Annotated in this window: 14 protein-coding genes; 4 read left to right on the forward strand and 10 right to left on the reverse strand. The window is 62.9% G+C overall.

The features are described 5' to 3' along the window. Positions 1-466: 466 nt before the first annotated feature. Genes ccoP through ccoN form a run of 4 tightly spaced genes read right to left on the reverse strand, consistent with a single transcriptional unit; the run spans position 467 to position 3,957 of the window. A complete protein-coding gene (gene ccoP, locus ACFORG_RS05370) occupies positions 467-1,342 on the reverse strand; it encodes a cytochrome-c oxidase, cbb3-type subunit III (protein WP_386734359.1) in 876 nt (291 codons plus the stop codon). Then, on the reverse strand, positions 1,339-1,527 hold the full coding sequence (locus ACFORG_RS05375) for a cbb3-type cytochrome oxidase subunit 3 (RefSeq protein WP_386734360.1): 189 nt from the start codon (positions 1,525-1,527) through the stop codon (positions 1,339-1,341). Before ACFORG_RS05375 ends, ccoP begins: the two co-directional genes overlap by 4 nt. A 9-nt stretch (positions 1,528-1,536) precedes the next feature. Continuing rightward, positions 1,537-2,310, reverse strand: coding sequence for a cytochrome-c oxidase, cbb3-type subunit II (gene ccoO, locus ACFORG_RS05380; protein ID WP_386734725.1), 774 nt, complete (start codon positions 2,308-2,310; stop codon positions 1,537-1,539). Positions 2,311-2,349: 39 nt separating this feature from the next. Continuing rightward, positions 2,350-3,957, reverse strand: coding sequence for a cytochrome-c oxidase, cbb3-type subunit I (ccoN, locus tag ACFORG_RS05385; RefSeq protein ID WP_386734361.1), 1,608 nt, complete (start codon positions 3,955-3,957; stop codon positions 2,350-2,352). 193 nt (positions 3,958-4,150) lie between these two features. On the opposite strand from ccoN, the gene ACFORG_RS05390 reads away from it, so the two are divergent. Then, positions 4,151-4,990, forward strand: coding sequence for a universal stress protein (locus tag ACFORG_RS05390; RefSeq protein WP_386734362.1), 840 nt, complete (start codon positions 4,151-4,153; stop codon positions 4,988-4,990). 33 nt (positions 4,991-5,023) lie between these two features. Next, a complete protein-coding gene (locus ACFORG_RS05395; protein WP_386734363.1) occupies positions 5,024-5,149 on the forward strand; it encodes a hypothetical protein in 126 nt (41 codons plus the stop codon). A gap of 33 nt (positions 5,150-5,182) precedes the next feature. Here the strand turns inward: ACFORG_RS05395 and ACFORG_RS05400 are convergent, their stop codons facing one another. Both ACFORG_RS05400 and fnrL read right to left on the reverse strand, forming a co-directional pair. After that, entirely contained in the window at positions 5,183-5,437 is a 255-nt protein-coding gene (locus ACFORG_RS05400; protein ID WP_386734364.1) for a GlsB/YeaQ/YmgE family stress response membrane protein, read from the reverse strand. 64 nt (positions 5,438-5,501) lie between these two features. Next, positions 5,502-6,242, reverse strand: coding sequence for a transcriptional regulator FnrL (gene fnrL, locus ACFORG_RS05405; protein ID WP_386734365.1), 741 nt, complete (start codon positions 6,240-6,242; stop codon positions 5,502-5,504). 66 nt (positions 6,243-6,308) lie between these two features. Between fnrL and hemN the strand changes: the two genes are divergently transcribed. Together hemN and ACFORG_RS05415 are read left to right on the forward strand one after the other, a co-directional pair. Further along, positions 6,309-7,664: an oxygen-independent coproporphyrinogen III oxidase gene (gene hemN / locus ACFORG_RS05410; RefSeq protein WP_386734366.1), complete on the forward strand. Its 1,356-nt coding sequence runs from the start codon at positions 6,309-6,311 to the stop codon at positions 7,662-7,664. Positions 7,665-7,863: 199 nt separating this feature from the next. After that, positions 7,864-9,780, forward strand: a complete 1,917-nt coding sequence (locus ACFORG_RS05415) for an elongation factor G (RefSeq protein ID WP_386734367.1) — start codon at positions 7,864-7,866, stop codon at positions 9,778-9,780. Here ACFORG_RS05415 and ACFORG_RS05420 read toward each other — a convergent pair. Genes ACFORG_RS05420 through ACFORG_RS05435 form a run of 4 tightly spaced genes read right to left on the reverse strand, consistent with a single transcriptional unit; the run spans position 9,777 to position 15,472 of the window. Beyond that, on the reverse strand, positions 9,777-11,354 hold the full coding sequence (locus ACFORG_RS05420) for an ABC transporter ATP-binding protein (protein ID WP_386734368.1): 1,578 nt from the start codon (positions 11,352-11,354) through the stop codon (positions 9,777-9,779). The genes ACFORG_RS05415 and ACFORG_RS05420 overlap by 4 nt on opposite strands. Further along, complete coding sequence (locus ACFORG_RS05425; RefSeq protein ID WP_386734369.1) at positions 11,351-12,457, reverse strand: ABC transporter permease; 1,107 nt, start codon at positions 12,455-12,457, stop codon at positions 11,351-11,353. Before ACFORG_RS05425 ends, ACFORG_RS05420 begins: the two co-directional genes overlap by 4 nt. 2 nt (positions 12,458-12,459) lie before the next feature. Further along, complete coding sequence (locus tag ACFORG_RS05430; RefSeq protein WP_386734370.1) at positions 12,460-13,557, reverse strand: microcin C ABC transporter permease YejB; 1,098 nt, start codon at positions 13,555-13,557, stop codon at positions 12,460-12,462. Position 13,558: 1 nt separating this feature from the next. Next, complete coding sequence (locus ACFORG_RS05435; protein ID WP_386734371.1) at positions 13,559-15,472, reverse strand: extracellular solute-binding protein; 1,914 nt, start codon at positions 15,470-15,472, stop codon at positions 13,559-13,561. Positions 15,473-15,543 lie beyond the last annotated feature (71 nt).

Below are 15,543 nucleotides of genomic sequence, written 5' to 3' on the forward strand. Positions count from 1 at the left end.
CGACGAGGGCGAGTTGACCAAATGGTTCGTCAGCAAAGGGTGGCGCGTTTTTCGCACTAGTTCTTCCGACGGTTCGATGTTGGGGAGCGGAGATCGAAGATTTCGAAAGGATAAGGGCCTTGTTTTCTGCAAGCCGCGCAGTTTTTTCAGGCGATGGCGCACGAACGGATGCGCCGCCGAAGTCAGTATCGTCATGTTCGAGGGCCGTGTGACGCAGATTTCTGCGGGCGCAGGCAAATGACAAATGAACAGGTGGATCCACAAGGCGACGGGTCAGATCCTGTGGGCGCTGGTGGATGGCGGGGGGCAGGAGGAGATCGTGCTGCTCAGCGGTGCGGCGCTGTTCGACCTGATGTCTTGATGATATGGAGGAAAAGTGTGCCGGCCGTTCTGGAAACGCGCGAACAGATGGAACGGCCGGCACTGGCTCCGGGCGGTCGGGACCGCCCGGAGTGTCCTTAGCGCGTCATTCGCCACCGCCAAGCTGGTGGACATAGGTCGCGACGGCGCGGATCTCGGCCTCGCTCAGACGCTCGGTCCAGGGCGGCATGACGCCGTACCGGCTGTAGTAGATGGTGTCGTGAAGCGTGTCGTAATCACCGCCGTAGAGCCAGATCGCATCCGCAAGGTTCGGAGCGCCTTGGAAGATATCGCCTTCGGCATTTTCGCCGTGGCACGCAGAGCAGTTGATATCGAACACTTCGGCACCGGCCTCGACCAGCGAGGCATCCTTAGGCTCACCCGAGAGCGACATGACGTAGTTCACGACCTGGTCGATCTCTTCACCGGTCAGCAACTCGTCCCGGCCAAAGGCCGGCATTTCCGAGTAGCGCGCGTCGGGATCGTCCTCGTTCCGGATGCCGTGGCTGATGGTGTAGTGGATATTTTCGATATCCCCGCCCCAGAGCCACGAATCGTCCAGAAGGTTCGGATAGCCCGCGGCCTGCACACCGGCCGCTCCCGAACCGTGGCACTGTGCGCACCAGGTACGGAACACGGCGGCCCCGGCGGACACGGCATAGGTGTTCAGATCGGTGTCGTCGGCGATGGCCGTCAGTTCGACCGAGGCGAGACGCTCGTTGATCTCGGCGTTGGCCTCTTCGGCGGCGGCGATCTCGGCCGCGACGTCGCCACGGGTGGACCACCCCATCACGCCTGCCGTGGCCTGGTTGATCAGCGGCCATGCGGGGTACGCGATGGAATAGAGAACGCCCCAGACGATGGTGATGTAGAATACCCAGACCCACCAGCGCGGCAGAGGGTTGTTGAACTCTTCGATCCCGTCCCAGCTATGGCCGGTCGTTTCAGGATCGCCCTTCTTGATTTCCGATTTCTTGGTCATTTTCTCCCGTCCTCCTTAGGATCGGCGGGTTTGTCTTCGTGGCGGAAGGGGATGTTGGCCGTGTCCTCGTATTTCTTGCGGGAGCCCGGGCGGAACACCCAGAGGATTACCCCGATGAAAAACAGGAACAGGACCAGCAACCCCCAGCTGTCGGCCATCTGCCTGAGGAAGGTATAGTCTTCCATCTCGGCCCCTTACCGGCTTGCATCCGGGGTGAAGGTCGAGAAGTCGACAAGCGTCCCCAGCATCTGCAGATAAGCGATCAGCGCGTCGGCCTCGGAGATGCCGGACTGGCCATCGAAATTGCGCACGTTCACGCTGTCTTCGCCGTAGCGCTCGAGCAGACCGTCGTAGTCGGAGTCCGGATCGGCCTGGGCGCGGAAATCGGCCTGGGCATTCGCCAGCTGCTCTTCGGTATAGGGCACGCCGACGAAGCTGTGCGTGGTCATCACGTCCTCGATGTAACGTCCGTCGACCGTGGTCCGTTCGAGATAGCCGTATTTCGGCATGATCGATTCCGGCACGACGGCCTGCGGGTCGCGCAGGTGGTCGACGTGCCATTCGTCCGAGTAGCGGCCGCCGACACGGGCGAGGTCGGGCCCCGTCCGCTTGGAACCCCACTGGAACGGATGGTCATACATCGATTCCGCCGCAAGGCTGTAATGGCCATAGCGTTCGACCTCGTCCCGCATGGGGCGGATCATCTGGCTGTGGCACACGTAGCAACCCTCGCGGATATAGATCTCGCGGCCTGCCAGTTCGAGCGGGGTGTAGGGGCGCATCCCCTCCACCTCTTCGATCGTGTTCTCGAGGTAGAACAGCGGTGCGATCTGCACGATGCCGCCCACCGTCACGACCAGGAAGCTGAAGATCAGCAGCAGGGTCGCGTTGGTCTCGAGGATCTTGTGCTTGTCCAGGATGGACTTTTTCTTGGGCCGGTCGCCGATTGCGGTCGCGGATGCCGGCATGGCGGGTTTGTTGTCGTCGGTACTCATGTTCCGAACTCCTTATTCAGCCGGGACTGCGACGGAGAGGCTGGCCTCCTTGGCCGGTGCCTTCCGGACGGTCATCCAGAGGTTGTAGACCATGATCACGGCCCCCGCGAGGAACAGCGTTCCACCCAAGGCGCGCACCACGTACATCGGGAACTTGGCCGCCACGGTGTCGGCGAAGGAGTTCACGAGGAAGCCGTTGGCATCCACTTCGCGCCACATCAGGCCTTCCATGATGCCGGTGACCCACATCGACGCGGCGTAGAGCACGATGCCGATGGTGGCGAGCCAGAAGTGCCAGCTGACCATCTGCAGCGAGTAGAGACGCTCACGCTTCCACAGGACGGGCACGAGGAAATAGAGCGCGCCGAAGGTGATCATGCCGTTCCAGCCAAGCGCGCCGGAGTGGACGTGACCGATGGTCCAGTCGGTGTAGTGCGACAGCGAGTTGACCGCGCGGATCGACATCATCGGGCCTTCGAAGGTGGACATGCCGTAGAAGCCGACCGAGATCACCATCATCCGGATGATCGGGTCGGTGCGCAGCTTGTCCCACGCCCCCGAGAGGGTCATCAGGCCGTTGATCATGCCACCCCATGAGGGCATCCACAGGATCACCGAGAACACCATGCCCAGCGTCGAGGCCCAGTCAGGCAGCGCGGTATAGTGCAGGTGGTGCGGACCGGCCCAGATGTAGATGAAGATCAGCGCCCAGAAGTGGATGATCGACAGCTTGTAGGAGAATACCGGGCGCTCGGCCTGTTTCGGGATGAAGTAATACATCATGCCGAGGAAGCCCGCGGTCAGGAAGAAACCCACCGCGTTATGGCCGTACCACCACTGCGTCATCGCATCCTGAACGCCCGACATCACCTGAACCGAGCGCGAGCCCCAGATCGAGACCGGGATGGACAGGTTGTTGACCACGTGCAGCATCGCGACGGTCACGATGAAGGACAGGTAGAACCAGTTGGCCACGTAGATATGCGGCTCTTTCCGCTTGATGATCGTGCCCAGGAACACGGCGAGGTAGGCAACCCAGACGATCGTCAGCCACAGGTCGACGTACCATTCCGGCTCGGCATATTCCTTGGACTGGGTAGCGCCCAGCAGGTAGCCGGTCGCGGCCAGCACGATGAAGAGCTGGTAGCCCCAGAACACGAACCAGGCGAGATTGCCGCCCCAAAGCCGTGCCGCCGAGGTTCGCTGCACCACGTAGAACGAGGTGGCGATCAGCGCGTTGCCGCCAAAGGCGAAGATCACCGCGCTGGTATGCAGGGGCCGCAGACGCCCGAAATTCGCATAACCCTGTGCCCACTCGAAGTTCAGAACCGGAAATGCGAGCTGGAAAGCGATGAAAACGCCGGCAAGAAAACCGACCACGCCCCAGAACGCGGTCGCGATCACGCCCGCGCGGATGACACCATCCATGTATTCGTGGGAGTGATCGGCCAGGATATTGGTTTCTTCGGTGTTCCGAAGGGTCCAGATGAACAGGCCACCCGATACAAGCAGGATAATGATTGCATGTACCATGTAAGCCACGTCTCGCGCGTAGTTGATCGCCATCATCGAAAACAGCGCGACCAGACCAAGCGCGATTAGCTTGATATAGTTTGACATATTGCGTCCCTTTGCCCTTGTCCCGCGCGATTCTTGGCGTCACGCCAGACGGATTAGACTGTTGTTCCTAATGAATTAGACCACGGCTGGCTTCTTTGATCTGTGTCAAGACGTCCATCGCAATTCTGTGAGACGCCTCTTGGTATGCGAATGAGACCCGCGCCAGATGGCCGGGCACCCCCATGAGGTTGAAATGTCATATAAATCGCTTCTGACCGTCATCACCGATCCCAAGGCGTCGGAGCCCGCGCTGGCGCAGATGGCCGCACTGGCCGACCTGCTCGACGCCCATGCCGAGGCGCTGTGCCTTGGCGTCGACCGCAGCCAGACCGGGTATTACTATGCCGGTGCCAACGCGATGATCCTGCAGGAAACCCTGAGCCGCGCCAATGCCGAGGCCGACGAGGTTCTGGCCTACGCCAAGGATTACCTCGGCAAGACGGGTGTGCGCTGGTCAGCCGAGAGCGGCGTGGCGCAGATCGCGGACCTTGGCCGCCATGTCGCGCATCGTGCACGGTTTTCGGACCTTGTGGTTCTGCCGCAGCCCTATGGCAAGGATCGCGGAGCCGAAGCGGAGCCGATCGTCGAGGCGGCGATGTTCGAGGGGCACGCGCCGGTCCTGGTGGTCCCGGACAAGGGCGAACCCATCCGAAAGCCCAAGACGATCGTCGTCGGCTGGAACGAAAGCGTCGAGGCGATGCGCGCCATCCGCCTTGCCCTGCCGGTGCTGAAATCGGCGGATTCGGTACGCATCGTCGTGATCGACCCGCCGCAGCATGGCCCCGACCGGTCGGACCCCGGCGGCCTGCTGAGCCAGATGCTGTCGCGCCACGGCGTGCGTTGCGAGATCGACGTTCTGTCCAAGACCATGTCGCGCGTGTCCGACATCCTGAACCGGCATGTTGCGGATACGAGTGCCGAGATGCTGGTGATGGGCGCCTATGGCCATTCGCGTTTCCGCGAGGCGATCCTTGGCGGTGCGACCCGTAACATGCTGGAACAGGCGACGGTTCCGGTCTTAATGGCGCATTGAGGCCGCGGGCGGACAGCCAGGAGGAGATCACCGATGGAAGCACTGGTGCATTTCGGCATGTTTCTCTGCCTGCTGTTCGCCGGGCTTGGCCTGCTGATGGCCGGGCTTGGCATCATGCGCTGGGGCGAAGGGCAGAAGGCCCGCGCCGAGAAAGATTGAAACTGGGACCGCGCCCTTGGGCGCGGTCGCCTTTCATGCCTTGCGGATCAGCCCGATCACGAACAGCAGGATGACGGCGCCGATGGTGGCGTGAAAGACCGAGGCGATGAAGCCGCCGCCAACGGCGAAGCCGAGCGCGGGAAAGATCAGCCCGGCGAGAAATGCGCCGACGACACCCACGATCATGTTTCCGAACAGGCCGAAGCCGCGGCCCTTCATCAGCTTGCCTGCGATCCATCCCGCCAGCAGGCCGACGATCAGCATCACGATAAGGCTTTCGAACTGCATGTGTTTCTCCCTGAACCGGTTCGGGGATCACTGTTGCAGAGGGTCGCGGAACCGGCAAGCGGCGTCAGACGAGGAAGCCGCCATCGCTGTCATCGCCCGCCTCTTCCATCAGCCGGCCGATATCGGGCACCGTCACGTGGCGCTTGCCCTCGAGGTGGATGACACCGTCCTTTTTGAGCGCGGACATCTGCCGGCTGACGGTTTCCAGCGTCAGGCCAAGGTAATCGGCCATCGCCTCGCGCGTGAGCGGAAGGTCGAACACCATCGGCCCGCCCTGCCCCCGGCTGGTGAGCGAGGCGTCGCGGCGCGCGATGATCGACAACAGGCTGGCGATCTTTTCCCGCGCCGTCTTGCGGCCCAGGACAAGCATCCATTCGCGGGCGGCATCGAGCTCGTCCAGTGTCATTTCGAGCAGGCGCACAGCGATATGAGGGGTTCGGGCCATCAACTCTTCGAACGGCTTCTTGCGGAAACAGCACATGACCAGATCGGTCGTCGCGACGACGTTGTAGGCGGCGCCTTCGCGCCCGGGACGGCCGACGAAATCGCTGGGCAGAAGAAGCCCGACCATCTGGGTGCGTCCGTCTTCCATCGTCTGGGTCAGGGTCGCCACGCCGGACACGACGGAGCCAACGAAGTTCATCATGTCGCCCGACCAGATGATCGTCTGCCCGGCCTCGAAGCTACGGTAGTACTTGATACCGTCGAGCTCATCCAACTCTTCCGGTTCGCACCGCGCACAAACGGCACGATGCCGAATCGGGCAATCCGCGCAGCTTTCGCTGGCCTGGCTCACAAGTGTCATATATGCGCACTTTCGAATTGATCTCGGTCAAGGATGATCCCTGACCCATCATATAAGCATAACGGCATGATTAAGAATTCTCAATTGGAGAGGCTGGGTCTCTTCGACGCAAAAGTGCCGCGTTACACCAGCTATCCAACCGCGCCGCATTTCAAGAACGATGTCACGCCGGAGTTGTTCGGCGCGTGGCTGGATGCCGTTCCGGCGGGTTCTTCCGTTTCGCTTTACGTGCATGTGCCCTTCTGTCGGCGCCTGTGCTGGTTCTGCGCCTGCCGCACGCAGGGAACGCAGAGCGATGCGCCCGTTGCGGCCTATCTTGAAACCCTGAAGGCCGAAATCGCGCTGCTGGCCGCGCGCCTGCCCGAGGGCGTCACACTGTCGCGCCTGCATTGGGGCGGCGGTACACCGACCCTGCTGTCGGCCGCGATGATGCAGGAGCTGGCCGAGACGATTCTTTCCGTTTTGCCGATGGGGCCGGGCGCGGAATTTTCGGTCGAGATCGACCCCAACGAGATTGACGAGGCGCGTCTCGATGCGCTGTCCGGCGCGGGGATGAACCGCGCCTCGATCGGTGTGCAGGATTTCGACGACCGCATTCAGCAGACCATCGGACGCATCCAGAGCTATGATCGGACGCGCGACGTGGTCGAGATGATCCGCGACCGTGCCATCGGCAGCCTGAACGCCGATATCCTGTACGGTTTGCCGCATCAGACCAAGGCACGGATGACCGAAAGCGTTCAGAAGCTTCTGTCGCTGAACCCCGACCGGGTCGCGCTGTACGGTTATGCGCATGTTCCGTGGATGGCCAAGCGGCAGCAACTGATCCCGTCAGACGCGTTGCCGACCCCGCAGCAGCGGCTGGACCTGTACGATACTGCGCGACGGCTGTTTCTTTGGGACAATTACGCCGAGATCGGAATCGACCATTTCGCCACCCGCGACGACGGGTTGAGCCATGCGCTCCAGGCCGGGCGGCTGCGGCGCAATTTCCAGGGCTACACCGACGACCAGTCCGATGTTCTGATCGGGATCGGTGCCAGTTCGATCTCGCGCTTTCCACAGGGCTATGCGCAGAACGCGCCGGCGACCTCGGCGCATACCGCGGCGATCCGCAATGGGGAATTCTCGACCGCGCGCGGCCACCAGTTCAAGGAAGAGGACAAGCTGCGCGGCCGGCTGATCGAGGCGCTGATGTGCGATTTCCGTATCTCGGCGGCGGAAATCCTGGCCGAATTCGACATCACGGCAGCTGATTTGCAGGCCATGTTCAACGATGCGAAAACGGCGTTCGATGGCCTTTTGCAAGTCTCGGAGGAGGGGCTCAGCATCCCGCCCGAGGCGCGCTCTCTCACGCGGATGGTCGCACGGCGTTTCGACGCCTACGACCTCAGCAAGGCCGGGCACAGCTCGGCCATCTGACCCGGAGGAGGACCCGGGTCCGAACGGCGGGGAGGAGGGCCCCGCCGTTCGACAGCACCACTCTTGACGGAACGGGGCGGCCGCAGCGACACTCGGCTGAAGCCATGGGCGCATCGCAGCCCAGGCACCGAGGCATTCCACGGGCCGAGACCGGTTCCTGTCGCGCAGGCCGATACCGCTTGCAGAACGGAGCCTTGTCATGCGCGTCTTCACCCTTCTCGGACCCAGCCAATCGGGAAAATCCACGCTAGCCGAAGCGATTGCCGCGCTTGACGGGCGTTCGGACCGGTTCGATCTGTGCGATACGGTTCACCTGCACGGGTTCAGCTATCTCGATGAGCCGTGGTGCGCGATCGATGTCGATGGCGGGCGCGACGCGATGGGGCATGCCGGGCGGGCACTGGCCATGTCGGATGCGGCGGTGGTCGTAGCCCCGCCCGACCCCGAGGCCGCGGTGCTGTGCGCCCCTTACCTGCGGCTGACAGAGGCTGCGGGCATTCCAACCTTTCTTTTCCTCAACCGCATGGACAGCCCGAACGGACGAATCCGCGATATCGTTGCCGCGCTGCAGGGCTACTGCTCGCATCACATCGCGCTGCGACAGGTGCCGATCCGCGAGGGCGAAAACATCGTGGGCGCGGTCGACCTGATTTCGGAACGGGCGTGGCGATACCGCGAGGGGCAGCCTTCGGCCCTGATCGAATTGCCGCATTCGGTCGAGGAACGGGAACAGGAGGCGCGTGCCGAACTGCTGGAGGCACTGTCGGATTATGACGATCACCTGCTGGAACAGCTGATCGAGGACAAGGAGCCGCCAAGCGGGGAATTGTACGACGTGGCCGCGCAGGTTTCGCGCAGCCATCAACTGGTGCCGGCCTGCCTCGGCTCGGCCAGCCATGGCAACGGGCTGACCCGCCTGATGAAGGCGCTACGCCACGAGGCGCCGGAGTTCTCGGTTCTGGCGGATCGCGACGCGGCGGCGGGATCGGCCCGCGCCATTGCCGGGCTCGCCGATATCCGCAAGCACCTGGGAAAGATCACCGTCCTGCGCGGGCTGGGTGACGGGGCACGCGCGCATGAGCCCCTCGGGGGCGGGGCCGTGGGCAACCTGCTGGAACTTGACGCACGCGCGCAACGGCAGGACCTGGCCGCGGGGCACGTCTGCCTTGCGGTGAAGTCCGATCACCTGTCACCGGGCCATGTCTATGACGCACAAGGGGCCACGGACCTGCCGGGATGGGCGGCGGCACCTCCGCCCGGTTTACGGCAGGTGATTACCCCGGCGCATGAGCGCGACGAGGCCCGGCTGTCGGCGGCGCTGGCGAAGCTGGCCGAGATCGACCCCGGCGTGGTCCTTTCGCAGGATCCAGGCTCGGGCCACGCCATCCTGGGCTGCCAGGGACCGCAGCACATGCGCCGGATCAGCGCCAAGCTGGCCGAGGATTTCGGTCTGGAGATCGAGGCGGGACCGGTCGCGACGGGCTATCGCGAGACGATTCGTGCCCGCGCGGAAACGCGGTATCGTCACCGCAAGCAATCGGGCGGGGCCGGGCAGTTCGCCGAGGTTTCGCTGACGGTGGAGCCATTGCCGCGCGGCTCGGGGTTCGACTTCAAGGAAACGGTCAAGGGCGGGGCGGTGCCGCGCAACTACATGCAGGCGGTGGCGCAAGGGGCCGGAGAAGCGTTGGCCGAGGGGCCATCGGGCTATCCGGTGGCGGATGTCCGCGTCACGCTGACCGATGGCAAGCATCACGCGGTAGACAGTTCTGACCTTGCCTTTCGCATTGCTGCCAAGACGGCCGTGCGCGATGCGCTGGTTCAGGCGTCGCCCATCGTTCTGCAGCCGATCATGAATGCCGAGATCCACCTGCCTTCGACGCATGTGGGGGACCTTGTTCCGGTCATCAGCACCATGCAGGGCCGCGTGCTGGGATTTGCCAGTGACCCCGATGCGCCGGGCTGGGACATCTTCAACGCGCAACTGCCCGCCGTGTCACAGGACGAGTTGCACCGCGTTCTGGCAAGCGTGACGCGCGGCACCGGGTGGGTCGCGCTGGAATTCGACCACTACGAAGAGATGCACGGGCCGGTGCCCGCCGCGGCGGCCATGGCCTAGCCTGCGGCGGCGATCAGGGTGCGGGTGTATTCGGTTTGCGCGTTCTCGAAGAGGTCGCTTGCCGTACCCATTTCGACCACGTCGCCCTGTTTCATCACGAGGACCTTGTGCGACATCGCGCGGACGACCTTGAGGTCGTGGCTGATGAAGAGGTAGGCCAGCCCGTATTTCTGCTGCAGGTCACGGAGAAGGTCGACGATCTGCACCTGCACCGTCATGTCGAGCGCCGAGGTCGGTTCGTCCAGCACCAGCAGCTTGGGCCGCAGGACCATGGCCCGCGCGATGGCGATACGCTGGCGTTGGCCGCCGGAAAACTCGTGCGGATAGCGGTCCATTGCCTCGGGGTTCAGGCCGACTTCGGTCATCACCTCGGCCACGAGTTCGCGCGGCTGCCGGTGGGGGTCGACCTTGTGGATGGCGAGCCCCTCGGCGATGATCTGCTGGCAGGTCATGCGCGGGCTGAGCGACCCGAAAGGGTCTTGGAACACGATCTGCATTTCCGACCGCAGCCGACGCAGTTCGCGGGTGGACCACTTGCGCACGTCGCGGCCGCGGAAGTGGATCTGGCCCTCGGACTGTATGAGGCGCATCAACGCCAGTGCGAGCGTGGTCTTGCCTGAACCGGATTCGCCGACGATGCCCAGTGTCTCGCCCGCGCGGACCGAGATGGAGGCATCGTTCACGGCCTTTACATGGCCGACCGTGCGCTTCATCAGCCCTTTCTGGATCGGGAACCACACCTTGAGGTGTTCGGTCGTCGCGATCACTTCGGCATCTTCGTGCACCGGATCCGGCTGGCCCGACGGTTCGGCGGCGAGCAGTTTCTGCGTGTAGGGGTGTTTCGGGATGTCGAATATCTCGGCGGTGGGGCCGGTTTCAACGATTTCGCCGTCCTTCATCACGCAGACCTTGTCGGCGATGCGGCGCACGATGCCGAGGTCATGGGTGATGAAGAGCATGCCCATGTTCTCTTCTCGCTGAAGATCGGCCAGCAATTCGAGGATCTGCGCCTGAATCGTCACGTCCAGCGCGGTGGTCGGTTCATCCGCGATGAGGATGTCGGGCTTGTTCGCGAGCGCGAGCGCGATCATCACGCGCTGCCGCTGCCCGCCCGAAAGCTGGTGGGGATATGCGCCAAGCCGGGTTTCCGGATCGCGGATACCGACCTTGATCAACAATTCGAGAATGCGCGCCCGCGCCGCGTCGCCGGTTATGCCCTGGTGCAGCGCGAGCGATTCGGCCATCTGCTTTTCGATCGTGTGCAGCGGGTTGAGCGAGGTCATCGGCTCTTGAAAGATGAAGCTGATGTCGTTGCCGCGCACATCCATCAGGCGCTGTTTCGATGCGCCGATCATCTCTTGCCCGTCATAGAGCACCGAGCCCTGAACCTCGGCGCTGTCGCCCAGCAGCGACACGGTGGACAGCGCGGTCACCGATTTGCCCGAGCCGGATTCACCCACCAGCGCGACCGTCTCGCCACGGTCGACGGTGAAAGACACGCCGCGCACGGCCTGTGTCAGCTGCCCGTCCTGCCGGAACCCGACGGAAAGGTTGTCGACTGTCAGCAGGCTCATGAAAAGGTCTTTCTGGGGTCGAACGCGTCGCGCACACCTTCGAAGATGAAGACGAGGAGCGACAGCATGATGGCAAAGGTGAAGAAGGCAGTGAAGGCAAGCCAAGGTGCTTGCAGGTTCTGTTTTGCCTGAAGCGTCAACTCGCCCAGTGACGGCGCCGAAGACGGCAGGCCGAAGCCGAGAAAGTCGAGCGAGGCAAGCCCGCCGATCGTGCCGGTGACGATGAATGGCAGCATGGTCAGCGTCGCCACCATCGCGTTGGGCAGCATGTGGCGGAACATGATCGTCATGTTGCCGACACCCAGCGCCTTGGCCGCGCGCACATATTCAAGGTTGCGCGCCCGGAGGAATTCGGCCCGGACAACGCCCACCAATGAGGTCCATGAGAAAAGGATCATGAGCGCGACCAATAGCCAGAACCCCCTCCCCAAGATCGCGAACATGATGATGATGACGTAAAGCGAAGGCGTGGCCGACCAGATTTCGATGATGCGCTGGAAAATCAGGTCCAGCCAGCCGCCAAAGAACCCCTGGATCGCACCGGCGAAGATACCGACGAGGCTGGCGACACCTGTCACCAGAAGCGTGAACAGGATCGACAGGCGGAAGCCGTAGATCACCCGCGCGAGCACGTCGCGCTTGGTGTCGTCGGTGCCCAGCAGGTTCTGCTCATTGGGCGGCAGGGGCGCGGCACCGGGGCGGTCGACGGGCGTGTCGAAGGAATAGGGAATCAAGGGCCAGATGGTCCAACCTTTTTCGAAACCGTCGGCCTGAAAGGTGCCGGCATCGATCTCGGCGATCATCTCGTCGGGGCGGTCGAAACATTCCTCGAGCCCGCCCGATACGATCAGGCATTCGACCTCGGGGTCGCGATAGATTGCCTCGGTCTGGAAATCGCCACCGAAATCGGTTTCCGCGTAGAAGTTGAAGATCGGCGTGTAGAGCTCGCCGCGATAACTCACGAGGATGGGTTTGTCGTTCGCGATGAACTCGGCAAAGAGCGAGAGGCCGAACAGGATCGAGAAGATGATCAGCGACCAGTATGCGCGGCCGTTGCGGCGGAAATTCCGCCAGCGGCGTGCGTTCAGCGGGGATAATGCCATGATCAGCCCTCCCTGCTTTCAAAGTCGATCCGTGGGTCGACCAGCACGTACATGAGGTCCGACAGGATGCCCACCACGAGGCTCATCAGCCCGAAGATGAACAGCGTGCCGAAGATCACCGGGTAATCGCGGGCCACGGCGGCCTCGAAACCCAGCCGCCCCAGACCGTCGAGCGAGAAGATCGTCTCGATGATGATCGAGCCGGTGAAGAACACGCCGATGAATACCGCCGGGAAGCCTGCGATCACGATCAGCATCGCGTTGCGGAAGACGTGGCCGTAAAGGACCTTGGATTCGCTCAGGCCCTTGGCGCGGGCCGTCATCACGTATTGCTTCTTGATCTCGTCGAGGAAGGAATTCTTGGTCAGCAGGGTCAGAGTGGCGAAGGCCGAGATGGTCGAAGCCAGCACCGGCAGGGCGATGTGCCAGAAATAGTCGGCGACCTTGCCCAGCAGGCTCAGATCCTCCCAGTTGTCGCTGGTGAGGCCGCGCAGCGGGAAGATCTGGAAATAGGAGCCGCCCGCGAAGAGCACCAACAGAAGGATGGCGAACAGAAAGCCGGGGATCGCATAGGCCACGATGATCATGCCGCTGGTCCAGGTGTCGAACTGGCTGCCGTCGCGTACCGCCTTGCGGATGCCCAGCGGGATCGAGACGAGATAGGCGATCAGCGTGGACCAGAGGCCGAGGCTGATCGAAACGGGCATCTTTTCGAGAACGAGGTCGATCACGCTGATCGAGCGAAAGTAACTCTCGCCGAAATCGAGTGTCAGGTAATTGCCCATCATGGTCAGGAAGCGTTCGAGCGGCGGCTTGTCAAAACCGAATTCCCGTTCCAACTGCTCGATGAACTCGGGCGGCAGGCCGCGCGCACCGATGTAGCGCTCGTCGCCCGCGGGCATGGCGTCGGCGCCGTTTCCGGCACCTGCGTCACCGGCCCCGGCAAAGCCCGCGAAGACATCACCCTGCCCTTCGATCTGGGCGATGATCTGCTCGATGGGACCGCCGGGCACGAACTGCACGAGCGCAAAGTTGATGATCATGATGCCCAGCAGGGTCGGGATGACCAGCAGCAGGCGACGAAGGATATACGCGCCCATGTTACCGCAGCGCGCCTTTCGCCTTGAGATCGGCCGCCTTGTCGGGATTCACCCACCAGTATTCAAGGTAACCCAGCCCATAGGGCGGCAGGTTCTCTGGGTACTCGTACATGTCGTAATAGGCGACCCAGTAATCGGCCACGTAGCCCACCGGGATCACGAAGAACTCGTGCCGCAAGGCACGGTCCAGCGCCATCAGCGCGGCGTCCTGCTCCTCTTGATTCGTGGTTTCGAACGACGCGTCGATGATCGCGTCGACGAAGGGGCTGGCCAGCCCCGCAGGGTTGAAGAGCGAGAACTCGGCCTCCTTGGAGCCGTACATCTGGCTCAGGCCGCCGCCGGTAGACAGGAATGCACCGTAGCGGGTGGAATAGACCATGTCGTAATCCCGCTCGCGCTCACGCAGGGTGTATTGCGCTGGATCGACCTTTTCCGCGGTCGCGTCCACGCCCAGAGCACGCAGGTTCTGAACGTAGGTTTCGATCATCGTCGATATCGACGTCGGAATGCTGGAGGGATACGGGATGTTGATGCGCAGCGTCACGCCTTGCGCATTGCGGCGCAGATTACCGTCGCCGACCTCCCATCCCGCTTCCTGCAACAGCCGCGACGCCTGGCGGAGGTTGCGGCGGTCATTGATGCGGCCAGCCTCGGATTCGTGACTGACCCGCGCAGGCGTCTCGAAGATTTCTGCCGGAACCGCGTCACCGAGACCCTGCAGGAACTCCAGTTCGGCCCCCTGGGGCAGGCCGTCGGCCTGAAGATGCGTGCCCTCGACAAAGGACGAACGCTGTGAGTTCAGCCCGAACATCAGCGACTCGTTGGCCCATTCGAAGTTGAAGGCCAGCGCAAGCGCCTCGCGCACGGACTTGTCCTGCAATTGCGGGCGTCCGAGGTTGAACACGAAACCCGAGGGATCCGGCGGGCTACCATCTGCAATCTCGTCGCGGACGACGATGCCGTCGCGCATCTTGGGAAAGTCGTAGCTGGTGGCCCAGAGCTTCGGGTCGCTTTCGACGCGCATGGTGTATTCACCGGCCTTGAACGCCTCGAACGCTGCTGTCTGATCGGCGAAATACTCGACCCGGATCGTGTCGTAATTGAACTTGCCGCGGTTGATCGGCAGGTCCTTGCCCCAATAATCGTCGCGGCGCTGGTAAACGATGCGCCGGTTGATGTCGTAGCTTTCAAGCTTGTAGGGGCCGGAGCCTACCGCGACCTCCAGCCGTGGTTCGTCCAAACGGCGGCTTTCATCCGCCTCGAACCATGCCTTGGAGAAAACCGGCGTACTGCCGACCGTCTCGATCCGGCTGCGTTTGGTCAGCTCTGGGTTGAAGGTGAATTTGACCGTGTGGTCATCCAGCGCCTCGGCGCTGGTCACCATGCGGCCGACGGCCTGGGCGTAAGACGGCAGACCCTGTTCGATGAAGAGCCTGTGGCTATAGACCACGTCCTCGGCGGTGACGGGCGTTCCATCCCAGAAGGTCGCCTCGGGGCGCATGTGAAAGATCACCCAGTCCCGCGTTTCGTCATATTCGATGCGCTCGGCCAGAACGCCGTAATATTGACCGACCGAGTCGTCGGTCCCCTCGATCAGGCGATCGTACTGGATGGTCGTCAGCGCCCCGGCACGGCCCTTGCGCGAGTAGGGGTTGAGCGAGTCGAACGTGCCCGAGGCCGCAAGCGACAATTCGCCCCCCTTTGGCGCGTCGGGGTTCACGTAGTCCAGATGCTCGAATCCCTGGGGATAATCGAGGTTGCCGAAATAGGAGTAGCCGTGGCTTTCGATCGCCTCCTGTGCACGTGTCATGCCGGCGGCGCCGAGGATCAGGGCAACCGAAACCCCCATGGCGGTCAGCAGCCTCGGCCGCATGTCGACAGCTTTGGCGCGGGCTGTGCTACGCGGGGATTTCATCGGCTCAGTCCTCCAGTTGGTGATGTTCTTGGTCTTGGTCCGGGTTAGCTAATGGCGCAAGCGCCCCGGAT

Source organism: Lutimaribacter marinistellae (genome assembly GCF_042648365.1).
Classification (GTDB): domain Bacteria; phylum Pseudomonadota; class Alphaproteobacteria; order Rhodobacterales; family Rhodobacteraceae; genus Lutimaribacter_A; species Lutimaribacter_A marinistellae.